Origin of the sequence: Paenarthrobacter sp. A20, assembly GCF_024168825.1 — a bacterium.
Classification (GTDB): domain Bacteria; phylum Actinomycetota; class Actinomycetes; order Actinomycetales; family Micrococcaceae; genus Arthrobacter.
Window position 1 is genome coordinate 2,896,256 of sequence record NZ_JALJWH010000001.1, and the last position, 26,493, is coordinate 2,922,748.

General features: G+C 62.9%; 24 protein-coding genes. 18 read left to right on the plus strand and 6 right to left on the minus strand.

From position 1 onward, the window contains the following. Positions 1-2 precede the first annotated feature (2 nt). The 12 genes from murG to dnaE all read left to right on the plus strand — a co-directional run bounded on the left by murG (position 3) and on the right by dnaE (position 13,453). Complete coding sequence (murG, locus tag J3D46_RS13470; protein ID WP_253467684.1) at positions 3-1,121, plus strand: undecaprenyldiphospho-muramoylpentapeptide beta-N-acetylglucosaminyltransferase; 1,119 nt, start codon at positions 3-5, stop codon at positions 1,119-1,121. After that, positions 1,118-2,488 carry a UDP-N-acetylmuramate--L-alanine ligase gene (gene murC, locus J3D46_RS13475; RefSeq protein ID WP_231339045.1) on the plus strand — a complete coding sequence of 457 codons (1,371 nt, stop codon included), beginning with the start codon at positions 1,118-1,120 and terminating at the stop codon, positions 2,486-2,488. The genes murG and murC overlap by 4 nt, the downstream gene beginning before the upstream one ends. Next, complete coding sequence (locus tag J3D46_RS13480) at positions 2,481-3,419, plus strand: FtsQ-type POTRA domain-containing protein (protein WP_231339044.1); 939 nt, start codon at positions 2,481-2,483, stop codon at positions 3,417-3,419. The genes murC and J3D46_RS13480 overlap by 8 nt, the downstream gene beginning before the upstream one ends. 216 nt (positions 3,420-3,635) lie before the next feature. Then, positions 3,636-4,856, plus strand: a complete 1,221-nt coding sequence (ftsZ, locus tag J3D46_RS13485) for a cell division protein FtsZ (protein ID WP_026542512.1) — start codon at positions 3,636-3,638, stop codon at positions 4,854-4,856. Positions 4,857-4,881: 25 nt separating this feature from the next. Further along, the gene (locus J3D46_RS13490; protein WP_231339043.1) at positions 4,882-5,592 is read left to right on the plus strand and encodes a polyphenol oxidase family protein; all 711 of its coding nucleotides are present in this window, start codon (positions 4,882-4,884) and stop codon (positions 5,590-5,592) included. Continuing rightward, on the plus strand, positions 5,585-6,343 hold the full coding sequence (locus tag J3D46_RS13495; protein WP_231339041.1) for a YggS family pyridoxal phosphate-dependent enzyme: 759 nt from the start codon (positions 5,585-5,587) through the stop codon (positions 6,341-6,343). Before J3D46_RS13490 ends, J3D46_RS13495 begins: the two co-directional genes overlap by 8 nt. Before the next feature lie 85 nt (positions 6,344-6,428). Next, positions 6,429-6,965 (plus strand): cell division protein SepF, encoded by a 537-nt coding sequence (locus tag J3D46_RS13500; RefSeq protein ID WP_026542515.1) that lies wholly within the window; start codon positions 6,429-6,431, stop codon positions 6,963-6,965. A gap of 105 nt (positions 6,966-7,070) precedes the next feature. Next, entirely contained in the window at positions 7,071-7,358 is a 288-nt protein-coding gene (locus J3D46_RS13505) for a YggT family protein (RefSeq protein ID WP_017200850.1), read from the plus strand. A 156-nt stretch (positions 7,359-7,514) separates the two neighbouring features. Beyond that, the gene (locus J3D46_RS13510) at positions 7,515-8,213 is read left to right on the plus strand and encodes a DivIVA domain-containing protein (protein WP_159707661.1); all 699 of its coding nucleotides are present in this window, start codon (positions 7,515-7,517) and stop codon (positions 8,211-8,213) included. A gap of 99 nt (positions 8,214-8,312) precedes the next feature. After that, complete coding sequence (gene lspA / locus J3D46_RS13515; RefSeq protein WP_231339038.1) at positions 8,313-8,921, plus strand: signal peptidase II; 609 nt, start codon at positions 8,313-8,315, stop codon at positions 8,919-8,921. After that, positions 8,914-9,840, plus strand: coding sequence for an RluA family pseudouridine synthase (locus J3D46_RS13520; RefSeq protein WP_231339037.1), 927 nt, complete (start codon positions 8,914-8,916; stop codon positions 9,838-9,840). Before lspA ends, J3D46_RS13520 begins: the two co-directional genes overlap by 8 nt. Before the next feature lie 55 nt (positions 9,841-9,895). After that, positions 9,896-13,453 (plus strand): DNA polymerase III subunit alpha, encoded by a 3,558-nt coding sequence (gene dnaE, locus J3D46_RS13525; RefSeq protein WP_231339036.1) that lies wholly within the window; start codon positions 9,896-9,898, stop codon positions 13,451-13,453. A gap of 19 nt (positions 13,454-13,472) precedes the next feature. Here dnaE and J3D46_RS13530 read toward each other — a convergent pair whose 3' ends face one another. Further along, positions 13,473-13,973, minus strand: coding sequence for a flavin reductase family protein (locus tag J3D46_RS13530; protein ID WP_308292026.1), 501 nt, complete (start codon positions 13,971-13,973; stop codon positions 13,473-13,475). A gap of 111 nt (positions 13,974-14,084) precedes the next feature. Here J3D46_RS13530 and J3D46_RS13535 point away from each other — a divergent pair, with 111 nt between their 5' ends. The 3 genes from J3D46_RS13535 (at position 14,085) to nrdR (ending at position 16,666) form a co-directional block, all read left to right on the plus strand. Then, positions 14,085-14,618 (plus strand): hypothetical protein, encoded by a 534-nt coding sequence (locus tag J3D46_RS13535; RefSeq protein WP_253467687.1) that lies wholly within the window; start codon positions 14,085-14,087, stop codon positions 14,616-14,618. A 4-nt stretch (positions 14,619-14,622) separates the two neighbouring features. Continuing rightward, on the plus strand, positions 14,623-15,987 hold the full coding sequence (gene hisD, locus J3D46_RS13540) for a histidinol dehydrogenase (protein ID WP_231339034.1): 1,365 nt from the start codon (positions 14,623-14,625) through the stop codon (positions 15,985-15,987). A 175-nt stretch (positions 15,988-16,162) separates the two neighbouring features. Then, positions 16,163-16,666, plus strand: a complete 504-nt coding sequence (gene nrdR, locus J3D46_RS13545) for a transcriptional regulator NrdR (RefSeq protein ID WP_231339026.1) — start codon at positions 16,163-16,165, stop codon at positions 16,664-16,666. A gap of 64 nt (positions 16,667-16,730) precedes the next feature. Here the strand turns inward: nrdR and J3D46_RS13550 are convergent, their stop codons facing one another. From J3D46_RS13550 to map, 3 genes are all read right to left on the minus strand, one after another. After that, on the minus strand, positions 16,731-17,498 hold the full coding sequence (locus J3D46_RS13550) for an SDR family oxidoreductase (protein WP_253467690.1): 768 nt from the start codon (positions 17,496-17,498) through the stop codon (positions 16,731-16,733). 6 nt (positions 17,499-17,504) lie between these two features. Beyond that, positions 17,505-18,308, minus strand: coding sequence for a polyphosphate--glucose phosphotransferase (ppgK, locus tag J3D46_RS13555; RefSeq protein WP_269215586.1), 804 nt, complete (start codon positions 18,306-18,308; stop codon positions 17,505-17,507). Positions 18,309-18,380: 72 nt separating this feature from the next. Next, positions 18,381-19,259 carry a type I methionyl aminopeptidase gene (gene map / locus J3D46_RS13560; RefSeq protein ID WP_253467693.1) on the minus strand — a complete coding sequence of 293 codons (879 nt, stop codon included), beginning with the start codon at positions 19,257-19,259 and terminating at the stop codon, positions 18,381-18,383. Between the two features lie 108 nt (positions 19,260-19,367). On the opposite strand from map, the gene J3D46_RS13565 reads away from it, so the two are divergent. Beyond that, positions 19,368-19,532, plus strand: a complete 165-nt coding sequence (locus J3D46_RS13565; protein ID WP_011774435.1) for an SPOR domain-containing protein — start codon at positions 19,368-19,370, stop codon at positions 19,530-19,532. Here the strand turns inward: J3D46_RS13565 and panB are convergent. After that, on the minus strand, positions 19,529-20,434 hold the full coding sequence (gene panB, locus J3D46_RS13570) for a 3-methyl-2-oxobutanoate hydroxymethyltransferase (RefSeq protein ID WP_231339021.1): 906 nt from the start codon (positions 20,432-20,434) through the stop codon (positions 19,529-19,531). The two genes, J3D46_RS13565 and panB, sit on opposite strands and share 4 nt — an antisense overlap. 190 nt (positions 20,435-20,624) lie before the next feature. Between panB and glnA the strand changes: the two genes are divergently transcribed. After that, the gene (glnA, locus tag J3D46_RS13575) at positions 20,625-21,965 is read left to right on the plus strand and encodes a type I glutamate--ammonia ligase (RefSeq protein WP_231339020.1); all 1,341 of its coding nucleotides are present in this window, start codon (positions 20,625-20,627) and stop codon (positions 21,963-21,965) included. 9 nt (positions 21,966-21,974) lie between these two features. Next, complete coding sequence (locus tag J3D46_RS13580) at positions 21,975-24,986, plus strand: bifunctional [glutamine synthetase] adenylyltransferase/[glutamine synthetase]-adenylyl-L-tyrosine phosphorylase (protein WP_231339018.1); 3,012 nt, start codon at positions 21,975-21,977, stop codon at positions 24,984-24,986. Here the strand turns inward: J3D46_RS13580 and J3D46_RS13585 are convergent. Further along, a complete protein-coding gene (locus tag J3D46_RS13585; RefSeq protein ID WP_253467696.1) occupies positions 24,983-26,470 on the minus strand; it encodes an arylsulfatase in 1,488 nt (495 codons plus the stop codon). The two genes, J3D46_RS13580 and J3D46_RS13585, sit on opposite strands and share 4 nt — an antisense overlap. Positions 26,471-26,493: the final 23 nt, after the last annotated feature.

A 26,493-nucleotide genomic window follows, 5' to 3' on the forward strand; every position in this document is an offset into this window, starting at 1 on the left:
TCATGACTTCTGACTCCCGCAACGCGTCCAAGCCCTTGTCCGTTGTCCTTGCCGGCGGCGGTACTGCCGGGCACGTGAGCCCGCTGCTCGCCATCGCCGATGCCATCAAGGACAAGCGTCCGGAAGCTGCAATCCTGGCTGTTGGCACGCCGTCGGGCATGGAAACGCGGCTCATACCGGCTGCCGGCTACCAGCTCGCCACCATAGACCGTGTCCCTTTCCCGCGGCGTCCTTCCGTTGACCTGGTCAAACTTCCCGGCCGTTTGATGGGAGCAGTCCGTCAGGCCCGCCGCATCCTTGAGGATGCGCACGCTGATGTCCTGGTAGGCGTGGGCGGTTACGTCTGTACGCCGATGTACCTCGCCGCACGGAAACTCGGTATCCCCATTGTGATCCACGAGGCCAACATGAAGGCCGGCCTGGCCAACCGCGTCGGTGCCCGTTTCAGCAATCATGTTGCGGTGGCATTCGCCGGTACCCGGCTGCGGGGTGCACGCCATGTTGGCATGCCCATGCGGCGAGCCATCTCGGGACTTCACCGGACAACGGCGGCTCCTGCTGCCAAGGCTTCCTTGGGCCTGGTTCCAGAACGCCCCGTGTTGATCGTCACCGGTGGTTCCTCGGGCGCACTCAGCATCAACCGTTCCATCAGTGCAGCCTTGCCTGCGCTGGCGGCCGCGGGGATACAGACCCTGCACATCACGGGCAATGGGAAGGCCGTTCTCAACGACGACGGCGGCCTGCTCACCGCCGAAGGGTATCGCCAGGTTGAGTATGTGGATGGGATGGAGAACGTCTATGCAGCCGCGGACGTCCTCCTTGCCCGTGCCGGCGCCGGAACTGTCAGCGAAGTGGCAGCCGTGGGAGTCCCGGCCGTGTTTGTGCCCTTGCCCATCGGCAACGGAGAGCAGGCACTGAATGCTGCGCCGTTGGTGGATGCAGGTGGCGCACTCCTGGTTGATGACAAGGACCTCAGCCCTGAATGGCTGGAGCGGGAGCTCATTCCGCTCCTGACTGACCACGACAGGCTCCTCCAAATGGCCAGAAAAACCGAAGCCCTTGGTATCAGAAACGCCGATCAGCGCATGGCTGATCTTGTCCTGGAAGCGGTATCCGCATGACCATCAGCATCGCCCCCCTCGAATCCCTGGGCCGGGTCCACTTCATTGGCATTGGCGGCGTGGGAATGTCCGCAGTCGCCCGGATCATGGTGGCGCGGGGTGTCCCCGTCAGCGGAACCGACGCCAAGGACCTGCCGGTCATGCACGACCTCTCCTTGGCTGGGGCCCGCATCGCGGTGGGATACGACCAAAACAACCTTGCCGACGCCCAGACGATCGTGGCCGGCTCTGCCATCCGGGCCGACAATCCCGAGCTCACTGCGGCACGTGCCGCCGGGCTGCCCGTGCTGCACCGGTCCGAAGCTTTGGCTGCCACCATGGCGGGCCACCGTGTAGTTACAGTGGCGGGTACCCATGGGAAGTCCACCACCACCTCCATGATTGCCGTCCTGCTCAAGGAAGCCGGCGTTGACCCCTCTTTTGCCATTGGCGCCAACGTCCCGGCGTTGGGTGTGAATGCTGCCCATGGGGAGTCGGACATCTTCGTGGCCGAGGCCGATGAATCGGACGGGTCCTTCCTCAATTACCGTCCGCTGATTGCCGTGGTGACCAACGTCGAAGCCGACCACCTTGACCACTACGGGACGCCGGAAGCGGTCTTTGCCTCCTTCGACAACTTTGCGGCGCTCCTGCCGGCGGACGGCGTTCTCCTGGCCTGCGCCGACGACGCCGGTGCCCTCGCCCTGGCGGAGCGGACGGCGTCCCTGGGAACCACGCGCGTCCTGACGTACGGGACATCGGACGACGCCGACATCCGCCTTTTCGACGGCGGTCCCGGAGACGTTTCGGTAGCCGTTGGTCCTGACGTCCACAGGGTGGAACTGCAGGTCCCGGGGCGCCACAATGCCCTGAACGCGGCAGCCGCGTTCGCGGTCGCCGTCGAACTTGGTGTGAATCCCGAAGATGCGGCGGCGGCGCTGGGCCAGTTCACTGGCGCGTCACGGCGCTTTGAGCTCAAGGGCCAGGGGAGGGGTGTGCGGGTCTACGACGACTATGCCCACCACCCCACGGAGGTTCGCGCCGCCCTGTCTGCCGCCCGCTCGGTAGCCGGGGGCAACAAGGTCCATGTCCTGTTCCAGCCGCACTTGTTTTCGCGCACACGCGAGTTCGCCGGGGAATTTGCTGCTGCGCTGGACGCGGCGGATACGGCCCTGATCCTGGATATCTATCCTGCTCGCGAGGACCCCATCCCCGGTGTCACCAGCGCTTTGATCGCCGATCAGCTTGCCACTGGCAGGCTGGTGGGGGCAGGGGAGGCAGTGGACGCCCTGATGGCGGTCGCCAGCGACGGAGATGTAGTCCTCACCGTCGGTGCCGGCGACGTTACTGCTTACGGGCCAGTGATCGTGGAGGCGTTGGGTGGCTAGCACCCGCAAGCCGACGTACAGGCCTGGAGCGGAGTCGCGCCCGCCGGATGCGGCCCGTTCGGGAGGATCCAAGGCGGTGCCGGACAAAGGCCGGGCTGAGGGATCCGGCGAAGTCATCAGCGCGCAACGTCCCATCGAGCCGGACAGTAAGCGGGGGACCCGTTCCCAGCCAGCCACGGCGACCACGTCAACAAAGGCCCCGGCGTCGGATAACGTCATTGTCTTTCCTGAGCCCAAGGGCCGGCGGCAACGCAGGATTATTGGGTGGACGCTTTCCATCGTGGCCGCTGTTGTGGCGGCCCTGATCGCCGGTGCGGTCTTCTCGCCGGTATTGGCAGTCAGGACAGTGACAGTGGACGGCACCACACTGCTGACGCCCGACGCCGTTCAGCAGGCTCTGTCCGGCCTGGAGGGCAAGCCGCTGCCGCAGGTCACCGAACAGGAGATCAACGAGCTCTTGAAGCCGCTGGTCCAGGTCCGCTCCGCAACCATGGAGGCGAGGCCGCCGTCGGAGTTGCTTGTGCATGTCAACGAACGCGTTCCGGTGGCGCTGCTCAAGCAGGGTGACTCGTTCGTGATGGTGGATGTGGACGGGGTGCAACTCGGGGCTACGAAGGACCAGTCGGCGGTGGCACTGCCCTTGATTGACGCGGGAGCCGGGGCGACGAACACAGAGTTGTTCAAGGCGATTGCCGCCGTCCTGGATACGTTGCCGGCCGATGTCCGCGCCCGGATGTCGACAGCTTCGGCGGCCTCCGCGGATGCCGTCGAACTGAAATTGGTGGACGGAAAGACGGTAGTGTGGGGCAATGCCGAGGACAGGGAACTGAAGGCGAAGGCACTTGAAGCGCTGCTCAAGATGCCGGCTGACCCGAAGGTTCCCGTCAGCGTGTACGACGTCAGCGTCCCGCGGCATCCATTCACAAAATAAGCAGCTTTGAGAACGTAACCTACGGCCGGCGGTGGCCTTATTTCAGGACAATCACACGACACGCGCAAGCGGAGATTGCATGTGCGAACCATAGGAAATACCGTCGCAGTAGAGTTACTTGACATAACTATAACCTTCAACTAGAGGGTTAAGGTCCAAGGATTCAAGTTGGACTCGATCAGTTTCGCTATAGGACACAAGCAAGGGGCACGAAACGTGGCAGCACCGCAGAATTACTTGGCCGTCATCAAGGTCGTCGGCATCGGCGGCGGTGGCGTGAACGCAGTCAACCGTATGATCGAGGTCGGCCTTCGGGGCGTCGAGTTCATCGCCATCAACACTGACGCGCAGGCGCTGCTCATGAGCGACGCCGACGTCAAGCTCGACGTTGGACGTGAACTCACGCGCGGCCTTGGCGCCGGCGCAAACCCCGAGGTCGGAAAGCAGGCCGCGGAAGACCACGCCGACGAGATCGAAGAAGTTCTCCGGGGTGCCGACATGGTCTTCGTTACCGCTGGTGAAGGCGGTGGCACCGGTACTGGTGGGGCCCCTGTGGTCGCGCGCATCGCCCGCTCCCTGGGTGCGCTGACCATCGGTGTTGTGACCCGGCCGTTCACTTTCGAGGGCCGTCGCCGTGCAGGCTCAGCCGAAGCCGGCATCGACGCCCTTCGCGATGAAGTCGATACCCTGATCGTCATCCCCAACGATCGCCTCTTGTCCATCAGTGATCGCAACGTCTCCGTCCTGGACGCTTTCCGTTCTGCGGACCAGGTCCTCCTTTCGGGCGTCCAGGGCATCACCGACCTGATCACCACTCCCGGCCTGATCAACCTTGACTTTGCCGACGTCAAGTCCGTCATGCAGGGTGCTGGCTCGGCCCTGATGGGCATCGGGTCGGCCCGTGGTGAGGACCGTGCGGTCAAGGCAGCCGAACTGGCCATTGCTTCCCCGCTCCTGGAGGCCTCCATCGACGGCGCCCACGGCGTCCTGCTCTCAATCCAGGGTGGGTCGGATCTGGGTCTGTTCGAAATCAATGAGGCTGCACGCCTGGTGCAGGAAGTAGCCCACCCCGAGGCGAACATCATCTTCGGCGCCGTCATTGATGACGCCTTGGGTGATGAAGCCCGCGTGACAGTCATTGCCGCAGGCTTTGACGATGTCAAGGCAACCTCGCCTTCGATGGACCAGTCCCGTCCCGCCCAGAACCCGGTGCCCTCGGAGCGTCCCGCCGCGCCCAGCAGTGCACCGTCCAGCGCTGCTGCCCCGCAGCACGCCACGGCAGGCATCGGTGCCGCGGGCTTGAGCAACTGGGGCCAGCAGCGTCCCTCGGCACTGCCTGCAGACTCAGGCTTCGACGTCGACCTCCCCGCCGTCGTCGAGCCTGATCTCTCGGGCAGCCGCTCCGACGACCTCGACGTCCCCGACTTCCTGAAGTAAGCCACGTTCGGAGAGTCAGTACCAGGTGTTTTGGTGGCGCAATGAAGTTCGTCCCGGCGTTTCCGTAGCCTTCACGGATACGGACGCCGGGAACCTGGCTCTCCATGTGGGGGACAACCCCGCTGAGGTAATGGCCCGCCGCGATGAGTTGAACCGGGCCGCGGGGCTGGGGGCCGATCAATTCCAATATATGGAACAGGTCCATGGCAACACCGTGGAGTTCATCGAAGTCAACGGGCCCGGGCCCACTGCTGACGCAATGGTGTCAGCCGCAGCCCCCCGCGGTGCAGCGCAGCCATTGGCGGTCATGGTCGCGGACTGTGTGCCGGTGGTGTTCGTGGGGAGCGGCGCAGGAAACGGGCACGTCCTCGCCGTAGCCCATGCCGGACGCCCTGGCGTCGCATCAGCTGTTGTTGCGGCCACCGTGGAGGAAATGCGGAGCCGGGGAGCCGTAGGGATCAGCGCTTGGCTCGGTCCATCTATCTGCGGGTCCTGCTATGAGGTGCCGGAACAACTGCAGGCCGAGGTAGCTGCGCGTGTCCCGGCCACCCGGTCCACCACATCCTGGGGAACTCCGGCCCTGGACCTTCCGGCCGGTGTGCGGGCACAACTGGCAGCGTTGGATGTTCCCGTGGAGTACTCGGGGGAGTGCACGCTGGAGAACGATTCCCTTTTCTCATACCGCCGGAACTCCCGGACCGGTCGATTTGCAGGTTTGGTGTGGACGCATGACTAGCCTTGGACACGACGACAAACAGCAGGAAAGCCTGTCAGGCGATGCCCGCACGGCCGTTCTCGCCCAACGGCTGGGTACGGTTGGGCGCCGGATCGAGACAGCGGTTGCTGCAGCCGGACGCAGTGACCCGCCACGGCTGATCGTGGTGACCAAATTCCATCCGGCAGAGGATGTGCGCCGCCTCGCCGCACTTGGTGTTACCGACATCGGCGAGAACCGTGACCAGGAAGCAGCCACCAAGAGCGCCGGGCTTACCGACGTTGATATCCGTTGGCATTTCATTGGGCAGCTCCAAAGCAACAAAGCAAAATCCGTCGCAAAGTATGCTGCCTCCGTCCAGTCGATAGACCGGCCTCAAGTCGTTGACGCCTTGGCGAAGGCCATCATGCGGGAACAAGGTGCCACCGGCCGTGCCGACCTCGACTGCTTCATTCAAGTCAGCTTGGAGGACGACGCCGGCGCGCACCGCGGCGGCGCACGCCCGGCCGACGTCGAGTTTCTTGCCGCACAGATCGAATCCGCTGCCGGGCTGAAGCTCTCAGGCCTGATGGCCGTGGCGCCCTTGGGGGCCGATCCGGAAGCGGCGTTCGAGAAGCTTGCCGGTATTTCCGAGGCTCTCCGTGCCATTCATCCGGCCGCGGTGGCAATTTCCGCCGGCATGAGCCAGGACCTGGAAGCCGCCGTGAAGTTCGGGGCGACACACCTGAGAATTGGCTCCGATATTCTCGGATCCCGTCCGGCCGTGGGGTAGCGTCAAAGTATTGGAATGACGGGCCGGGGTTCCAATATGTCAAGTCATGGCGGCCCGCCTACTGCAGAAACGATAGGAGTGCACCATGGCTGGCGCTCTGCGCAAGACAATGATCTATCTTGGGCTCGCCGACGGCGATGAACACTACGAATCTGAGCAGGCCGTCGCCTCGCACCACGACGAAGAACGCCCCCAGGCACAGGAACGGGAAGAGCGCCGGGCGCCCGCTCCCGTCCGGGAAGTTGTCCGCGAAATGCCCACTGTAGACGCCGAAGAGGAATACCGCGCACCCGTGACACCCATCAAGCGTGCGGCCTCCAGCCGCGAAGATGCCTCGGGCCTGAGGCAGATCACCACCGTTCATCCCCGTTCCTACAACGATGCCAAGGTCATCGGTGAGAGTTTCCGGGATGGCATTCCGGTCATCATGAACGTCACCGACATGGGCGAAGCCGACGCCAAGCGCCTCGTGGATTTCTCCGCCGGCCTGGTCTTCGGCCTCCATGGCAGCATCGAGAGGGTGACCAACAAGGTCTTCCTGTTGTCGCCGTCGTACGTAGAGGTCATTGGCGACGACAAAAAGGCCAGCGAAACGCAGGCCAGCTTCTTCAACCAGAGCTGACACCGATCTTTGCGGATGCCAGGCGGGTCAACCCGCCTGGCATCTGTGTTGCAATAGTAGGGACCGATCGGCATTCCGGAACAAGTGGGAGATCTGAGCTAACTCGTGGGCATTGTTTTCGGCCTTATCTATATTGTGTTGTTGCTGTTCTTCATTGCCCTGATCATCAGGCTCATCTTTGAATGGGTTCAGATGTTTGCCCGCCAGTGGCGGCCCCGGGGTGTGGCATTGGTAACAGCGCATGTGGTCTACTCCGTCACGGACCCTCCGCTTGGCAGGCTCCGCAGGCTGATACCGCCGCTCCAACTGGGCGGAATCTCCTTGGATTTAGGCTTTCTGATCCTGATAATTGCGGTCAGTATTGCCATGGCAGTAACCAGCAGCTTGGCCTAGCTGCTGAGCGGAACCCGGACCACCGATGGTTCAAAGGCCGCAAATTCTCCAAATCAACACGATGGTGTTGAATTGGAGGAACCAGATGATATTTAGGTACCGTAGTTTTGAACGGCCGGAAGGCCTACTGACTAACTAGACCAACGAGGTGACCAGATGGCTTTGACGCCAGAAGACGTTGTCAACAAGCGCTTTCAGCCGACCAAGTTCCGCGAAGGCTACGACCAGGACGAGGTAGACGACTTCCTCGATGAGATCGTGGTGGAACTTCGCCGCTTGAACCAGGAGAACGACGAACTTCGCAAGAAGCTCGGAGAAGCCGGTTCGGCTGTGCCTGCTGCAACTGCTGCGGCTCCGGTCGTCGAGAAGGTTCCTGCCCCCGTCAAGGTCGACAAGGAAGCCGAAGCCAAGGCGGAAGCCGAAGCCAAGGCCGCCGACGCTGCCAAGAAGAAGGAAGCCGAGCAGGCCGCAGCAGCTGCCGCCGCTGCCAAGGCTCCGGCCGCCAGCAACAGCGTTACCCCTTCCGCTGAGTCCGCTGCAGGCCTGCTGGCCATGGCGCAGCAGATGCACGACAAGCACGTCTCTGACGGTGCGCAGCAGAAGGAAAAGATCATCGCCGAGGCTCAGATCGAGGCTTCCAGCCTCGTCAACGATGCCCAGGAGAAGTCCCGCAAGATCCTTGGTGCACTCGAGCAGCAGCGTTCCGTTCTTGAGCGCAAGGTTGAGCAGCTCCGTGGCTTCGAACGCGATTACCGTTCACGCCTGAAGGCCTACATCGAAGGCCAGCTGCGCGACCTGGATGCCCGTGGTTCCGTCGCTGCCCCTGAGGTCGGCGAAGCAACCGCAGACGTTTAGCAAGTATTCTGAAAGCCGGTGGCTGAGGACTCCTCGGCCACCGGCTTTTGCTGTTAAAACCCTGACAGCGCCCCACCACGCTTCCCGAATGAAAGCACTATGACCGACGACTTCACCGATGACGCCTCGCAGCCGGCGCCCACCGCCCGCCGTAAGTGGCGTCCGGCCATGCTCTGGCTCTTTGCCGGCTTCGCCGTGTTTGCCTACGCCTTTGACCAGCTCACCAAACTTTGGGTCACCAGCACCATGACCGAGGGTGAGCGGATCCCCGTTCTTCCTCCGCTGCTGCACTGGTACTACATCCGGAACTCCGGGGCGGCCTTTTCCATTGGCGAGAATGTGACATGGATCTTCACGATTGTCATGGCGGCCGTTTCCGTGGCAATCCTGTTCCAGTTGCGCCGGCTCGGGTCTGCGTGGTGGGCCCTGTCCCTTGGGCTCTTGCTCGGGGGAGCTTTGGGCAACCTGACCGACCGCTTGTTCAGGGAGCCGTCGTTCGCCATGGGGCACGTGGTGGATTTTATCCAGTTGCCCAACTTCGCCATCTTCAACATCGCAGACTCCGCGGTGGTATCCGGCGTCGTCATCATCTGCCTGCTGACGCTGCGCGGCATCGGCATGGACGGCCAGCGGCAGCCTGCTGGTCCAAAGGCGTCCGATGAGGCCAAGCCTGCGGGCGGCTCCATGGGGGAGACAGCCGGTGAGTGATCCCGTAGTGGTACCTGAGGAACTGGCAGGCAAGCGGGCGGACGCCGGGCTTGCACAACTGATGGACATTTCCCGGTCAGCAGCGGCGCTGTTGATCGCAGAAGGAAACGTCACGATTGCCGGTGTGCCGCTTGGCAAGTCGGCAAAGCTTGCCGCAGGCGCAGTGCTGGACGTTACCGTTCCCGAGCGGCGGGACCCCTTGGAAGTCGTGGAGGAAATTGTGGAAGGCCTGAAGATCCTGCTGGATGACGAGGATTTCGTTGTCATCGACAAACCGGTGGGAGTCGCTGCCCATCCGTCTCCAGGGTGGGTAGGACCCACCGTAGTGGGCGGTCTCGCCGGCGCCGGCTACCGGATCTCGACGTCAGGTGCTCCTGAACGGGCAGGGATCGTCCACCGCCTCGATGTCGGCACGTCCGGTGTCATGGTGGTGGCCAAGACCGAACACGCGTACACGGTGCTGAAGCGCGCTTTCAAGGAACGCACCGTGGAGAAGGTGTACCACGCAGTGGTGCAGGGACTGCCTGATCCTTTGGAGGGCACCATCGATGCCCCGATTGGCCGCCATCCCGGGCACGATTGGCGTTTCGCGGTGATCGAGGACGGCCGTCCGTCCGTGACGCACTACGAGGTCCTGGAAGCGTTCGGCAAGGCAACGCTGGTGGAAGTCCATCTGGAGACCGGCCGTACCCACCAGATCCGAGTTCACTTTTCAGCGCTCCGGCACCCCTGCGCCGGAGACCTCACCTATGGCGCCGACCCGCGGCTCGCGGCCAACCTGGGGCTCACCCGGCAGTGGCTGCATGCCCGCCAGCTGGGCTTCACCCATCCCAGCACCGGCGAATGGGTGGAAGTGAGCAGCGACTACCCGGCGGACCTCCAGTACGCCCTGGATCTGCTCGCCACCGGCACCGCCTAGAGAGCCGCGCCGTCCGGACCGGGTTCTGTCGGACCCGGGACGGTAGACTGTCGTGGTGACTTCCAGCAATGATTCGTTCGTCCACCTGCACACCCACACCGAGTACTCCATGCTGGATGGAGCGGCCCGCTTGGGCGAGCTGTTCGACGAAACCGAACGGCTGGGCATGCCGGCGCTGGCCACCACGGACCACGGCTACCTGTTCGGTGCGTTCGACTTCTGGCGCAAGGCCACGGACAAGGGCATCAAGCCGATCATCGGTGTCGAAGCCTATGTCACCCCGGGAACTGCCCGGGGCGACAAGGAACGCGTACGCTGGGGCGACGAAAGCCAGCGTAAAGATGACGTCTCCGGCGGTGGCTCCTATACCCACATGACGCTGCTGAGCTACAACAATGTAGGAATGCGCAACCTGTTCCGCGCGTCTTCCATCGCCTCCCTCGATTCTGTTTTTGGAAAGTGGCCGCGGCTGGACCGTGAGCTGCTGAACACATACTCCGAAGGCTTGATTGCCACCACGGGGTGTCCGTCCGGAGAGGTCCAGACAAAACTGAGGCTCGGGCAGTACCGCGAAGCCGTGGAGGCTGCTGCTGAGTTCCGCGATATTTTCGGCGCAGAGAATTACTTCTGTGAGCTGATGGATCACGGCCTCGACATTGAACGGCGTGTCACTGGCGACCTCCTGCGACTTGCCAAGGAGCTCAACCTCCCGTTGGTGGCCACCAACGACCTCCACTACACGCATGAACACGATGCCAAGGCCCACGAGGCATTGCTGGCAATCCAGTCGGGCTCCACCCTCCTGGAGCCGACGTACGACAATGGTGGTTCCCGTTTCGCTTTCTCGGGCAGCGGTTACTACCTCAAGTCGCCGCAGGAAATGCGGGAACTGTTCCGCGATCACCCGGACGCCTGCGACAACACGCTGCTCATTGCCGAGCGCTGCGAAGTCTCGTTCAATACCGGCGCCAACTACATGCCACGCTTCCCCTGCCCGCCCGGAGAAGACGAGACCTCCTGGCTCGTCAAGGAAGTAGACACCGGCCTCAAGTACCGCTACCCCCAAGGGATCCCGGACAAGGTCCGCAAGCAGGCGGACTATGAATTGGGCGTCATCACGTCCATGGGCTTCCCCGGCTACTTCCTGGTGGTCGCGGACTTCATCAACTGGGCCAAGAACAACGGAATCCGTGTTGGCCCCGGCCGTGGTTCCGGCGCAGGCTCCATGGTGGCCTACGCCATGCGTATTACCGACCTCGACCCCCTGCAGCACGGCCTGATCTTCGAACGCTTCCTCAACCCGGACCGCGTCTCCATGCCCGACTTCGACGTCGACTTCGATGATCGCCGCCGCTCCGAGGTCATCGACTACGTCACGAAGAAGTACGGTGACGAGCGCGTGGCGATGATTGTCACGTACGGCACCATTAAGACCAAACAGGCGCTCAAGGACTCATCGCGTGTGCTGGGCTATCCGTTCAGCATGGGCGAGACTCTGACCAAAGCCCTTCCTCCGGCCGTCATGGCCAAGGACATCCCGCTGGCGGACATCCAGAACCCGGAATCCAAGCGCTACAGCGAAGCGGGGGACTTCCGCCAGCTCATTGCCACCGACCCCGAGGCTGCCAAGGTCTTCGAGACAGCTCTGGGTATCGAAGGACTGAAGCGGCAGTGGGGTGTGCACGCAGCCGGTGTCATCATGTCCTCGGACCCCATCATCGATGTCATTCCCATCATGCGCCGTTTCCAGGACGGCCAGGTCATCACCCAGTTCGACTACCCGACGTCCGAAGGCCTCGGCCTCATCAAGATGGACTTCCTGGGTCTCCGAAACCTGACGATCATTTCGGACGCCCTGGAGAACATCCAGATGAACCGTGGCGTCGACCTGGACCTGGAAAACCTGGAACTCGACGACGCCGCGTCCTACGAGCTCCTGGCCCGTGGCGACACCTTGGGCGTGTTCCAGCTGGACGGCGGACCCATGCGGTCCCTGCTCAAGCTCATGAAGCCCGACAACTTCGAAGACATTTCCGCAGTCCTGGCTCTTTACCGTCCCGGCCCCATGGGCGCCAACGCCCACACCGACTACGCCTTGCGTAAAAACGGGATCCAAGAGGTCATTCCCATCCACCCGGAGCTGGAAGAACCCCTCAAGGAAATCCTTGGCGGCACCTTCGGCCTGATCGTGTACCAAGAGCAGGTCATGGCCGTGGCACAGAAGCTGGCCGGCTACTCGCTCGGACAAGCAGACATCCTTCGCCGGGCCATGGGCAAGAAGAAGAAATCGGAGCTGGATAAACAGTTCGCCGGGTTCTCCCAGGGCATGCAGGACAACGGCTACTCCATGGCTGCCGTCAAAACACTGTGGGACATCCTGCTCCCGTTCTCCGACTACGCCTTCAACAAGGCCCACTCGGCCGCGTACGGCGTCATTTCCTACTGGACCGCATATTTGAAGGCGCACTATGCGCCGGAGTACATGGCTGCCTTGCTCACGTCAGTGGGTGATGACAAGGACAAATCCGCCATCTACCTCAATGAGTGCCGACGCATGGGCATCACGGTGCTCCCGCCGGATGTCAACGAATCGTCCTTGAACTTCACCCCTGTGGGAACGGACATCCGTTTCGGCATGGGCGCCATCCGCAATGTCGGCGTCAACGTCGTGGATGCCATGGTTTCCACCCGCAGCACTGAGGGAAGCTACACGTCGTTCAAGGACTTCCTCCTGAAGGTACCCGCGGTGGTGTGCAACAAGCGCACCATCGAATCGCTGATCAAGGCCGGGGCGTTCGACTCCCTGGGCCACCACCGGCGTGCATTGGCGATGATCCACGAAGAAGCCATCGATTCGGTGATCACCCTGAAGCGCAACGAGGCGATCGGCCAGTTCGATCTCTTTGCCGGCTTTGAGGACCAGGAGCCGGAAGCCTCGCTGACCACAGAAATCCCTGACCTTCCCGAATGGGAGAAAAAGGACAAGCTGTCCTTTGAACGGGACATGCTGGGCCTCTACGTTTCGGACCATCCGCTGCAAGGGCTGGAAGGCGTTCTCAGCCAACATGCTGAGCAATCCATTACCTCGATCATCGCTGAGGATGGACCGCACGACGGCGCAATTGTCACCATTGCGGGCATGATCACCTCGTTGAGCCGCAGGATCGCGAAGGCCAGCGGAAACGCCTATGCCCGCGCGGAGATCGAAGACCTTGGCGCCTCCATGGAGGTCATGTTCTTCGGCCAGGTCTATGGCCCCATCGCCTCGGTCCTGGCGGAGGACCTGATCGTGGTGGTCAAGGGCAGGCTGCAGCGCAGGGATGACGGGGCAGTGACACTGAACTGCATGGAGCTCTCGGTTCCGGACCTTAGCGAGAGCGTGAACGGACCGGTGGTCATCACGATTCCCACGTTCAAGGCAACGGAGGCGGTGGTGACGGACCTGCGTGATGTCCTCCGGACGCACCGCGGGAACTCGGAGGTCCGGCTGAAGCTGATGGGTGATACCAAAGTGGAGGTCATGGGCCTGCCCGTGCATATGCGGGTGAACCCCAGTCCCTCACTGTTTGGTGATCTGAAGGTCCTGTTGGGTCCGGCCTGCCTGGATAACTAGCCGGATCGATGCCGCTCGGTTAGATTTCGTAGTCGAGCGGCGCCGGCTTGCTGTAACCACCGCTGTGGTAGAGCAGGGGAGTGCCGTCCTCGCCGACTTGGCCGTCGATGACCTCGACCACCACCACGGCGTTGTTTTCGAACGACAGGCGCATCTGGATCTTTCCCACGAGCCAGCCGCTGACATCCTTGAGGATCGGCACCTCGTGGGGGCCCGGCTCCCAGTGGTCGCCCTCAAACCGGTCGCGTGTCCGTGCGAACCGATTGGCGAGTGCTTGGTTCTCGAGCCCCAGCATGTGGACTCCGATGTACTCGGCGTTGGCCACGGCAGGCCATGAGCTGGAACTTCTGGCCATGTTGAACGTAAAGCGGGGCGGTTCGGCGGACAGCGAGGCCACGGAGGTCGCGGTGAAGCCGAAGGGCTGTCCATTGAGGTTTGCCGTAATGATGGCTACTCCGGCGGCATGCCGGCGGAACATTTCCCGGAAAGTCTGTTCAAAGCCGGCTGGTTCGCTTGCCACGTGGGTCTATCTCCTGGACTGGGGGTCTGCGTCTCACCTCAGGGTATTCCTCAAGGACTGTGGGGTCCTCATTTTGTTGAGCGTGCGTGAACCTTTGTTAATGTGAGTTGTATGACCGAGCCAACCGTGCACGTCCCAGCTGTTGCCGAACCGGCTCCGGCTCCCCGCCCCCGCCGTTTCCGGGAGGCTCGCTGGCTTGTCCTTCCGGCGGCTTCCGGTGTCCTTCTCGGCGCGCTCTGGTGGCTGCTCGCGCCTGGCGGGCTGAACCTGGTCTCCGGCAATCCCGAGCTCGCCGATGCGGCCAATCCCGGATCCTGGCTCCCACGGGACCTGGTCCTCGCTGGGCTGATGGTGGTGGCAGGATGCTTCACCGGCGTCATGCTTGACGGAAAACTACAGGGACCCAGCGTGGGGCGGCGGCTGGCGTTCGCACTTGTTGGTGGCGCGGTGGGCGGGGTCATTGCCTGGCTGGTTGGCCTGCTGGCAGCGCAACTTTTTGGCCCGGCGCCGGACCCGGCTCTTGGCCCGGGGTTTGGTTTCACGCTCCGCTCCTACGCTGTCCTGGTTCTGTGGCCCGCTGCCATATCGTTCATCACGTTCGTCCTGGCGCTGTTCGGGGTTCTTTCGAAGAAGCCCGTAAAATAGTCGGGTGACCACTTCTTCGGATACCTCCGCCCGCGCCGCCGCTTCCCTCGACTTCCGCACCATCGATTTCCGGGGCCGCCATCTTTCCTTGGCGGAGCTGCGTGCTGCCGTGCCCAGGGCGCGCCATCAGACGATGGCCGACGCCGAGCAGAAGGTCCAGGACATCATTTCGGCCGTTCGGAGCCAGGGCTTTGCTGCACTGGCGGAGTTGGCAAAGAAGTTCGACGGCGTGGATCAGTCGCACCCGCGCGTTCCGGCCGAGGCACTCACCCAGGCTTTGGCCGGGTTGGATCCGATGGTTCGTGCCGCGTTGGAAGAGTCGATCAGCCGAGCCAGGCAATTTGCCGATCAGCAGCGCCCGGTCAACGTTGACGTCGCCTTGGCCGACGGCGCCGTTGTCAGCCAGAACTGGATTCCGGTGGGCCGCGTCGGTCTCTATGTTCCGGGTGGACTCGCCCCGTTGGCGTCCTCGGTCATCATGAACGTCGTACCCGCAGTCGCGGCCGGCGTCGAGTCCATTGCGCTGGCTTCTCCTCCGCAGAAGGACTTTGGCGGGCTGCCGCACCCCACCATCCTGGCCGCCGCAGAACTGCTGGGCATCGATGAGGTGTACGCCATCGGTGGCGCGCAGGCCATCGTCTCCTTTGCCTATGGCATTCCGGGTTCGGGAGGGGAGTTGCCGATCGAGCCCGTGGATGTGGTCACAGGACCTGGAAACATCTTCGTCGCCACGGCCAAACGGCTCGTCAAGGGCGTGGTGGGCATTGACTCGGAGGCCGGCACGACCGAGATCGCCATCCTTGCCGATGCCACCGCTCAAGCGCCGCTTGTGGCGGCCGACCTCATCAGCCAGGCAGAGCACGATCCCAAAGCAGCATCGGTCCTGGTGACGGACTCGGCCGACCTGGCTGACGCCGTCGTGCTTGAACTGGCATTGCAAGCGGCCGGAACCAAGCACAGCGCCCGCGTCCTGGAGGCGTTGTCCGGGCCGCAGTCGGGCGTGGTTCTGGTGGATGATCTTGAGCAGGGAATCGCAGTCTGTAATGCCTACGCTGCAGAACACCTCGAAATCATGACGGCGGATGCGGCTGTTGTTGCATCACGGATCCGCAACGCCGGCGCGATCTTTGTAGGTGACTACAGTCCTGTCAGCCTGGGTGACTACTGTGCCGGCTCCAACCACGTCCTGCCCACCAGCGGGACGGCGGCTTTCTCTTCCGGCCTGAATGTCACCACGTTTCTCCGTGCCGTGCAGGTCATCAACTACGACCGTGCTGCGCTGGAGCAGGTCAGTGGCCACATCGTGAGCTTGTCCGGTGCCGAGGACCTTCCAGGGCACGGAGATGCGGTACGGATCCGCTTCGCATAAGGGGGTCAACCACTACATATACGGGTGCCCACCACTACATGTAGTAATTACACGCTTGTCATTACGGTGTAGACGAACGTAAACTGGTGCCGGAAGTGAAAACTTCCGGCACCCTTTGCGTCTCCGGCAACCTGCCGGGCACGGATTGTGCCGGAACAGTCAGGGGAGGCCCAGCGTGTATTGTCCGTTCTGCCGGAATCCCGACTCCCGCGTCGTTGACAGCCGCATGGCCGATGACGGTTCTTCCATCCGCCGCCGTCGCCAGTGCCCCGAATGTGGCCGTCGTTTCACCACGATTGAGACCACCAGCTTGTCCGTCATCAAACGGTCCGGTGTCGGTGAACCCTTCAGCCGGATCAAGGTCATCAGTGGCGTCCGCAAAGCGTGCCAGGGGCGCCCGGTCACCGAGGACGACCTCGCAATGCTGGCCCAGGAAGTCGAAGAAAACATCCGTTCGTCCGGCGCGGCGGAAATTGATGCACACGAGGTAGGCCTGGCTATTCTTGGCCCACTGCGAAAACTGGACGAGGTGGCGTACCTCCGCTTCGCCAGCGTTTACCAGGCTTTCGAATCCCTGGAAGACTTCGAATCGGCTATCTCGTTGCTTCGCCACGAGCATGAAGAGCACGCGAAAACAGCCGCCAAAGAAGCCACGGGCTCTCAGAAGAGCCAACTCTAGCTCCGGTGGCGGTGCGGAGGGGAAGCCGCAACCGCCACCGGCACCGTACAGGGCCTTGACCCGGTCAGCGTCCTCCGGACACGGGAAGCACCGCGCCGGTGACGTACCCGGCATCGGTGGACATCAGCCACATGACGGCCGCTGCCACTTCCTCGGGCTCAGCCCCACGCCCCATGGGAATGGTGGGATTCAGTCGTTCGACCCGGTCCGGCATTCCGGCCGCTGCATGCAGGCCGGTGTTGGTGCTGCCGGGGGCCACTGCGTTGACCCGTATGCCCTGCTTGGCCACTTCGGCCGCTAGGCCCACAGTCAACACATCCACGGCCCCTTTGGTTGCGGCGTAGTGGACCCACGTCCCGGGGGAGCCTGCCTTTGTGGCTGTGGAGGAAATGTTGACGATGGATCCGCCGCTCCCGCCGTTGTCCGCTGAGAGCCTGCGCACTGCTTCCTGGCACATGAAAATCATTCCGGCCACGTTGACGTCAACAACCCGCTGCACTGTCTCTGCAGGCACCTCGACCAGCGTGCCGATCAGGTTACCGGTGATGGCGGCGTTGTTGACCACAGCTGTCAGCGGTCCAAGAGCGAAAGCTTCGTCGAACAAACGCACGACGTCGGCGGGTCGGCTGACGTCCGCCTGGACAGCCAGAGCCATGCCGCCCCTATCGATGATTTCCTCGACAACGGTTTTGGCGCCCGCACTGTCCTCGGAGTAGTTGACCACCACTGCGTACCCAGCGCGTGCCGCAGCGTAGGCCACGGCAGCGCCGATCCCGCGGCTGGCCCCGGTGACGATTGCTACTCCGATGTCCGGGGCCCCGCCGTGAGCCATCCGTGCCTACTTTGCGAGTTTGTGGTGCAGGGCGACCTCAAGCGCGGCGCCAACTATGCCGGCGTCGTTCTTCAATTTTGCGGTGACGATCTTGGTCCGCAGCTCAAGGTGCGGGAAGTACTCGTCGGACCGCTTGGAGATGCCGCCGCCCACAATGAAGAGTTCGGGTGAGAACAGGAACTCGACGTGCTGGAGGTATCGGTTGAGCAGGACGCCGTACTCGTCCCAGCTCAGGCCGTCGCGTTCGCGGGCCACGGCGGAGGCCTTGGTTTCGGCGTCGTGTCCGTCCACCTCAAGGTGGCCGAGCTCGGCGTTGGGGACCAACTGGCCGTTGAAGATGAAGGCCGAACCAATGCCGGTACCCAACGTGATCACCAGGACCGTTCCGTCCACGCCTTCGCCGGCGCCATAGCGGGCTTCCGCCAGGCCGGCGGCGTCGGCGTCGTTGATGACCTCCACAGGACGACCAAGGCGCTTGGTGAACGTCGAGTCGATGTCAGTGCCCAGCCAGGTCTTGTCCACGTTGGCTGCTGAGTTGACCACGCCGTGCTGGATGATTCCAGGGAAGGTCACACCCACCGGAGAATCTGCAGCCGGGGCATCCGGCCTGCTGGATAGTTCTTCGACGATCTGGGCGACAACCTCGGCCACTGCCTCCGGAGTTGCGGGCTGGGGTGTGGGAACGCGGAAGCGATCCCCGATCAGCTTGCCCTTCTTCAGGTCGACGATGCCGCCCTTGATGCCGGTGCCACCGATGTCGATTCCGATCAACGGTGCGTTCTTGTGGGTCTTCTCATCCTTCTTGGACAATGCAATTCCGATCATGGCAGGAGGGGATGGGCATGGCGCAGCCGCCCGGGCTGCAAAGACCTTCCGGAGAGCTTAGGGAAGGGTCAGGATTTCCGCGCCGGTCTCTGTGACCAGCAGGGTGTGTTCGAATTGGGCCGTGCGTTTGTGGTCCCTGGTGACGACCGTCCAGTCGTCGGCCCACATGTCCCATTCGATGGTGCCGAGGGTCAGCATGGGTTCGATGGTGAAGACCATGCCTGCCTCGATCACGGTGTTGTACGCCGGGGCTGCGTCGTAATGCGGAATGATGAGGCCCGTATGGAAGGCCTCACCCACGCCGTGGCCCGTGAAGTCCCGCACCACGCCATAGCCGAAGCGTTTGGCGTAGGACTGGATGGCACGGCCGATTACGTTGATTTCGCGGCCCGGGGCCACGGCCTTGATGGCCCGGTTGAGCGACTCCTGCGTACGCTCAACCAGCAGACGGGATTCTTCATCCACGTCGCCAACCAGGAAAGTGTAGTTGGTATCCCCATGTACGCCGCCGATGAAAGCGGTGATGTCGATGTTAAGGATGTCGCCGTACTGGACCACCGTGGAGTCGGGGATGCCGTGGCAAATGACCTCGTTCAGTGACGAGCACAGGGACTTGGGGAAGCCCCGGTAGCCCAGAGTGGACGGATAAGCGTTGTGGTCCAGCAGGAACTCGTGGCCGACCTTGTCCAGCTGGTCGGTGGTGACGCCGGGCTGGATGTGCTTGCCGACCTCGACGATCGCTTGTGCGGCGATTTTGCCTGCGACCCGGATCTTCTCGATGGTCTCGGCTGATTTCACTTCGGAGCCGGTGAACTTGGCGGGTGCCTTCTTGCCGACGTACTCGGGCCGGGCAATGGAGGCCGGGACGGGCCTTTCGGGGCTGATGGTTCCCGGGGTGAGGGCGCCGATGGGTGCAGTCGAAGCTAGAGAAGGCATAGATTGATCATATAAGGCACACAAGAGACGTAAGTAACAAAGTGTGGCCCGGTTCCTGTGACCCCGCCAACGTTACGCGTCCACGGCACGAATGATCGAGGAGGAGACGTGACGGAGTACTGGTACAACGTCAAGACGCACGAGATCGAAGAAGACGCCATGTCCGATTGGACCCAGCTGATTGGCCCTTACAAAACCAGGGAAGAAGCCGAGCACGCGTTGGAAAAGGTCAAAGCGCGCAACGACGCCTGGGATGCCCAGGACGACGACTAGAAGGAATGCTCGGGTCCGGGGAACTGCCCGGACCTGACGTCCTCACCGTAGGCGGCGGCAGCATCGCTCAAGGTGGTGCGAAGGTCGGCATACTGCTTGACGAACTTGGCCATCTTGCCGCCCCGCAATCCTGCCATGTCCTGCCATACAAGGACCTGTCCCGTAGTGCTGTTGCCGGCACCAATCCCTACCGTGGGGACCCGCAAGGCGGCATCGACGGCGGCAGCAGTTTCCGCTGGAACCATCTCCATGAGCACGCTGAAGGCGCCGGCATCCTGCAAGGCAACTGCGTCGTCGACGAGGCGTTGCGCATCGTCTCCGCGACCCTGGACCCGGTAGCCGCCGAGGGAGTGTTCGCTTTGCGGGGTGAAGCCGATGTGGGCCATGACCGGGATGCCGGCCTGGACCATGGCTTTGACAGTGTCCGCGTAGTAAGCGGTGCCCTCAATCTTGACAGCGTGCGCCAGCCCTTCCTTGAGGAACCGGACACCGGTGGCCACCGCCTGTCCGGGCGAAACCTCATAGCTGCCGAACGGAAGGTCGGCTACGACCAGGGCCCGCTTGGCTGCCCGGCTCACGGCCCGCGTCAGGGGCAGGAGCTCGTCCACAGTGACGGGAAGGCTCGTCTCGTTGCCGAAGACGTTGTTGGACGCGGAGTCGCCAACCAGGAGGACTTCGATTCCGGCTTGGTCAAAGATTTCGGCGGTGTACTGCTCATAGGCAGTCAGCATGGCGAAGCGCCCGCCGTTATCCTTGGCCTGCTGGAGGTGATGAATCCTGACCCGGCTGATCGGCTTCCTGCCGTCCGCCGGGGGCGTCGCGGCCGTGGCAGCAGGACCTGTTCCGTAGGGTGCGGGAACTTCGGCGGGCGTGGTGGACTCAGGAAGGTTGCTCGGGGCCATGGGTAGAGCCTAAGCGGTGCCGACGACGCCTGCCACCAGTGTGCCCGGCGTCACGGAATGTAAACGCTGTGTTACGCGCAAGTACTGCTGCGGCATTAGCACCGAACTCTTAGTAGAGTGAAGGCTGAGTTGTCGTGGCTTCATACCATTGGAACCAGCGGCATGGACACTGAATCGGAAAAGAGGCCCTATGGACCGCCAGCAAGAGTTCGTTCTGCGGACGATCGAAGAGCGTGACGTGCGCTTCGTACGCTTGTGGTTCACCGACGTCGTTGGTTCGCTCAAATCGGTGGCACTTGCTCCCGCCGAGGTTGAAGGCGCCTTTGAAGAGGGCCTGGGGTTCGATGGTTCGGCCATCGAGGGCCTTGCCCGCGTATTCGAGTCCGACATGCTCGCCCAGCCGGACCCGTCCACCTTCCAGATCCTGCCGTGGCGCGGCGAGACGGAACAGACGTCGAGGATGTTCTGCGACGTCCTGACTCCCGATGGTGAGCCCTCCGCGGCAGACCCCCGCAACGTTCTTAAGAGGACGCTGGCCAAGGCTGCGGACATGGGCTTCACCTGCTACACCCACCCGGAAATCGAGTTCTACCTGCTCAAGTCCAAGGACCTCGGCCCGGACGGCTCGCCTGTTCCCGTGGATGAAGGCGGCTACTTCGATCACGTTCCGGGCGGCGTGGCCCAGGACTTCCGCCGCACGGCCGTCACCATGCTTGAATCCGTAGGCATCTCCGTGGAGTTCAGCCACCACGAAGCCGGCCCTGGCCAGAACGAGATCGACCTCCGTTACGCGGATGCCCTGCAAACCGCGGACAACATCATGACGTTCCGCACGGTCATCAAGGAGGTCGCCCTTCAGCAGGGCACGTACGCCACCTTCATGCCGAAGCCGTTCACGGACCACCCCGGTTCCGGCATGCATACCCATTTCTCCCTGTTCGAGGGCGACACCAACGCGTTCTTCGAAGCCGGAGCCGAATTCCAGCTGTCCAAGACGGCACGCCAGTTCATCGCGGGAATCCTGAAGCACGCACCGGAATTCACGGCAGTCACCAACCAGTTCGTGAACTCCTACAAGCGGCTGTGGGGTGGCGGCGAAGCACCTAGCTACCTGAGCTGGGGCCACAACAACCGTTCTGCACTTGTCCGCGTCCCGCTCTACAAGCCCGGCAAGGGCCAGTCGGCACGCATCGAGTACCGCGGCATCGATTCCGCCACCAACCCGTACCTCGCGTACGCCGTCCTGTTGGGCGCCGGGTTGAAGGGCATCGAAGAGGGCTACGAACTTCCCGCTGCCGCCGAGGACGACATCTGGTCGCTGACTACCGCGGAGCGCAAGGCCATGGGACACGCACCCTTGCCGGCCAGCCTTCACGACGCCATCCGTGCCATGGAGGAATCGGAGCTCGTAGCTGAAATCCTTGGTGAGCAGGTGTTCGAGCACTTCCTGCGCAACAAGCGGGCGGAATGGCAGGACTACCGCCTCCAGGTCACTCCGTATGAGTTGCAACGCAACCTCGGCATTCTCTAGGCCGGGCCAGTGAGCCTTGCACGTCGGCTCATCTCAGCCGGATTCAGTGACCTCGAAAAAGGCGAACGCTTCCTTGCTGCCCCCGAACTTGAGGGCATAGACGAGGACGCACTGTTTGCCGGTCTGTCCATGTCGGCCAGTCCGGATACCGCGCTCCAATCCTTGGTTCGGCTCATTGAGAAGAATCCAGGGCTGAAGACGCTGGCAGCGGCCGATCAGGACTCCTGCGAGCCCATGTACCGCCTGCTGGGGGCCTCCGAGGCGCTGGGGGAGTTCCTCATGCGTCGGCCGGAACATCTGGATGTCTTCGATGTCCGCGTCAGTCCGGAGCCTCTTCAGGCCTCCAACGAAGAACTCCGGGCCATGCTTCTCCGCTCCGTCAAAGCCGAGCCGGGCGCCCAGCGACCGGTTGCCGGAATCACCGGAATGCCGGCTTACGCGGCCTTGCGGACTGCCTACCGCCGGGGACTGACTGAGCTTGCCATCAAGGACCTTTGCGCTGCCTCGCCCCAGGATTTCATGCCGGCCGTCGGAGCCGAGCTGGCCGATCTCGCTGGAGCAGCCATCGAGGCTGCCCTTGCGGTATCCCGGGCCGAAGCGGCAGGTCAGTTTCCGGCGGAGGAAATCGCCGACGTCGGGCTCGCCGTCATCGGCATGGGCAAGTGCGGTGCCCGCGAACTGAACTACATTTCCGACGTCGATGTCATCTACGTCATTGAAGCGGGGGAGCTGGAGGACGCACGCGCATCAACCATCGGCACGGCGCTGGCATCAGGGATTTCGCGGGCCATTTCTTCCTCTGCACCGGAACCCGGTCTATGGGAGGTGGACGCAAATCTGCGTCCTGAAGGTAAGTCGGGGCCGTTGGTCCGCACGCTTCCTTCGCACTTGAGCTATTACGCACGCTGGGCCGAAAGCTGGGAATTCCAGGCGCTGCTGAAGGCCCGGACCATAGCTGGCGACCGGGAGCTGGGGCAGCGTTACGAGAAGGCAGTGGAGCCGCTCGTTTGGGCTTCGGCAGGACGTGAGGGCTTCGTTGAGTCCGTGCAGGCGATGCGCCGCAGGGTGACCGATTACATTCCTGCCGCCGAGGAGCAGCGCCAGATCAAGTTGGGCCGCGGCGGCCTCCGCGACGTCGAATTCACAGTGCAGTTGCTTCAGCTTGTCCATGGCAAATCCGACGAGTCCCTTCGGTGCAGGGACACTACCTCAGCCATTGCAGCACTTTCCGCGGGAGGGTACATCGGCCGAGCGGACGCTGCCGCCTTCGACAACGCCTACCGCTATCTGCGCCTGCTGGAACATCGGATCCAGCTGTTCCAGCTTCGGCGTACGCACCTCATGCCCTCGACCGAAGACGCGCAGCGATTCCTCGCCAAAGCCGTGCTGGGGCCCTTTTCGCTGGAACGGCCCCACCCGGACCAGCTCATGGGGACCTGGCAGAAGACCAAGAAAGCCGTACGGGAACTGCACGAGCGGATCTTCTACAGGCCGCTGCTCAATACAGCGGCCAAGCTCAGCAGCGAGGATGCCAAACTCAGCCCGGAGGCAGCGCAGGGGCGCCTCGCTGCGCTTGGTTACCAGGATCCGCAAGGCGCGATGCGGCATATCGAGGCGCTGACAGCGGGCGTCAGCCGCCGTGCGGCGCTGCAGCGCCAACTGCTCCCCATTCTGCTGGGCTGGCTCGCCGAAGGCGTCGATCCCGACGCCGGATTGCTCGCCTTCCGCAGGGTCAGCGAGGCTCTTGGCACCACGCACTGGTACCTGGGGTTGCTTCGGGATTCCCAGGCCGCCGCGGAACGCCTGTGCCAGGTGCTGTCCAATTCGCGGCTCATTTCGGACCTGCTGGAGGTGTCTCCGGAGTCCGTGGCGTGGTTGGGCAGCGATAAAGAGCTGGTACCCATCCGCTTTGAGGCCCAGTGGCAGGAAATCCAGTCCAAGCTGTCCCGCCATCCGGATCCTGAAAGTGCCATGAGGCTTATCCGGCTGATCCGGCGACGCGAGATCCTGCGGACCGCGATTGCGGACAGTTCAGGTTTACTCGACCAGGATGCCGTGGGACTTGCCCTGGCCGAGACCGACCGGGCAGCAGTCCTGGGAGCATTACATGTGGCGGAAGCCGTCATTGCCTCCGATGGTCCGCTGAAGACGGACGTCCTGGTGGTTGCCATGGGCCGGCAGGGCGGACGCGAGATAGGGTACGGCTCGGACGCGGACGTCATCTACGTGCACCGCTCGCGGCCCGGATTCACCGACGCCGAGGCCCAGGAACAGGCGACGGCGATCGTTTCGAAAGTCTCCAGCTTCCTGACCCAGCCCCTCAAGCCCGCGATCATGGCCGAACGGGTCCTTATGGTCGACGCTGACCTACGACCCGAGGGCAAGAACGGCGCCATGGTCCGGTCCTTGGAGTCATACGCGGAGTACTACCGCAGGTGGTCCCTGATCTGGGAGGCCCAGGCACTTCTGCGGGCCCGCCCCATGGCCGGTTCGGATGAGTTGGCCGCCGATTTCGTGAAGCTCATTGATCCCATCCGATACCCGAAAGAGTTGGCAGAGCAGGATGTACGGGAGGTCCGTCGCATCAAGGCCCGGGTGGAGTCCGAACGATTGCCGCGCGGGGCCGACCCTGCCCGGCATGTCAAGCTTGGGCGCGGTGGACTGAGCGATGTTGAATGGCTGGTCCAGTTGATTCAACTGCAACACGCAGGGAAGCATCCGGAGCTTCGGACCAGTTCAACTCTTGAGGCGTTGGCCGCCGCGGTGGAGCTGAACTTCATCGACGAAGACGACGCCGCGCTCCTGCGGGAGGCGTGGCGGCTCGCCAGCCGTATCCGTTCCGCGAACGTGATCGTGACGGGGCGGGCATCCGACCTTCTCCCGTCGTCACGTAAGGACCTTGAGGCCGCGGCACGGTGGTGCGGTTACGCTCCGGGACATGCGGGCCAGTTCGAAGAGGACTACTTGCGGCTAAGTCGACGCGCCAGGGGAGTCTTCGAGAAGATCTTCTACGGAAACTAGGCGTCGGACATGGCGATGGCGGCCTTTTCCCGGGCATGCTGCAACATGGCGACCACGGGCACCCCTGGTACCAGCGAGCCGTCAACGACGTAGCCTTCCTCGCGGCCCGTTAGCACTTCCACCATGCGTTGCCGCCACTTCTGGAGTTCGCCCTTGTACCTTGCGTCGTCGGCAAGGTTATTGCACTCCTTCGGATCGGCGTCGAGGTTGAAGAGTTCTTCGGTCCCCTTGCCGGACCCCCAGATGTATTTGTGGTGGCCGTCGGTCAACCAATGCAGGTTCTGTCCCCAGTACACATGTTCGCCGTGCAGGACCTCCCGGACGGCTTCGGTGCTCTGGCCCCGCACCAGCGGTGCAAGGGTCTTTCCATCCACGGAGTCCGGGATGGGCAGCCCGGCGAGGTCCAGCAGCGTGGGCATGATGTCCCGGAGTTCCACTACGTGGTCCACGACGCTTCCACGGGCCGAGTCCTTGGCTGCGGGTGCATTGGCGATGATGAATGGTACGCGGGCAGATCCCTCGTAAGGCACGGCCTTGCGGAACATGTGGTGGTCGCCCATCATTTCGCCGTGGTCGCTGGTAAAGGCGATGACAGTGTTGTCGGCAAGCCCGAAGTCGGCCAACGACTCTTTGATCCGGTTGATCTGCAGGTCGATCTGTGCCATCAGGCCGTAGTATCCGGCCCTGGCCCGGTGGACCACATGATCCGGCATCCTCCCGTAGCTGGCCTGGTAATCACCGTCCTGCCGGTGGTCGTCCCAATGATGTTCCCAGTTGCCTTCCACAGCTTCATAGGCGGGAATGTTGAGGTACTGTTCAAAAGCCCACGACGGCGGATCGTACGGCGGGTGGGGGCGGTGGAAGGAAAGGTAGAGGAAGAATGGCTTCACGGGGTCGCGCCGGTGCATCCATTCGATGGCCTGGGTGCCTATCCAGTGTGTCGGATGAAGGTTTTCTGCTTTGTCCCACGGGCGGGCGACAATCGAATTGCAGTTGACGCCGTGGTCGAAGTATTCCGCGTCCGGACCCATGCCCGGTTGCCTCCGAAGCCACGGGACGTAGTCGTCGAACATGGCAAAATGCTGCTGGTGTTCCCGACGGGCGTGGTGCAGGTAGCCATCGTGCAGGATGACATCGTCGAAGCCGAGACGGGAGCGCTCCGGCCACACATGCATCTTTCCGATGGCCTGGGTGTGGTAGCCGCCTTTTCTGAATTGGTCCTGTACTGTCACCGGGTGGACTGCGTGAAACGGCACGCCGTCGTTGTAACCGACCCGCCCGTGCCGTTCCTGCGATTGGCCGGTGAACAGGGCAGCACGGGCAGGAACACAGGACGGCGTAGCAGAATAGCCCTTGGAAAACCGGACACCGTTCCGGGCCAATTCGTCCAGGTGGGGCGTCTCCAGATGGGGATGGCCGTCCGAGGAAAGGCAGTCACCCCTCCATTCATCGACACAGATCAGGATGACGTTCGGCTGGCTCATCGTCAGGGGTTCCTTCGACGTAG

What these genes read in the sequence shown, in the direction of transcription:
- murG (WP_253467684.1), top strand. Translation starts at nt 3, where the DNA reads ATGACTTCTGACTCCCGCAACGCGTCCAAGCCCTTGTCCGTTGTCCTT.
- murC (WP_231339045.1), top strand. Translation starts at nt 1,118, where the DNA reads ATGACCATCAGCATCGCCCCCCTCGAATCCCTGGGCCGGGTCCACTTC.
- J3D46_RS13495 (WP_231339041.1), top strand. Translation starts at nt 5,585, where the DNA reads ATGACTAGCCTTGGACACGACGACAAACAGCAGGAAAGCCTGTCAGGC.
- J3D46_RS13500 (WP_026542515.1), top strand. Translation starts at nt 6,429, where the DNA reads ATGGCTGGCGCTCTGCGCAAGACAATGATCTATCTTGGGCTCGCCGAC.
- J3D46_RS13510 (WP_159707661.1), top strand. Translation starts at nt 7,515, where the DNA reads ATGGCTTTGACGCCAGAAGACGTTGTCAACAAGCGCTTTCAGCCGACC.
- lspA (WP_231339038.1), top strand. Translation starts at nt 8,313, where the DNA reads ATGACCGACGACTTCACCGATGACGCCTCGCAGCCGGCGCCCACCGCC.
- J3D46_RS13535 (WP_253467687.1), top strand. Translation starts at nt 14,085, where the DNA reads ATGACCGAGCCAACCGTGCACGTCCCAGCTGTTGCCGAACCGGCTCCG.
- J3D46_RS13550 (WP_253467690.1), bottom strand. Translation starts at nt 17,498, where the DNA reads ATGGCTCACGGCGGGGCCCCGGACATCGGAGTAGCAATCGTCACCGGG.
- map (WP_253467693.1), bottom strand. Translation starts at nt 19,259, where the DNA reads ATGCCTTCTCTAGCTTCGACTGCACCCATCGGCGCCCTCACCCCGGGA.
- panB (WP_231339021.1), bottom strand. Translation starts at nt 20,434, where the DNA reads ATGGCCCCGAGCAACCTTCCTGAGTCCACCACGCCCGCCGAAGTTCCC.
- glnA (WP_231339020.1), top strand. Translation starts at nt 20,625, where the DNA reads ATGGACCGCCAGCAAGAGTTCGTTCTGCGGACGATCGAAGAGCGTGAC.
- J3D46_RS13585 (WP_253467696.1), bottom strand. Translation starts at nt 26,470, where the DNA reads ATGAGCCAGCCGAACGTCATCCTGATCTGTGTCGATGAATGGAGGGGT.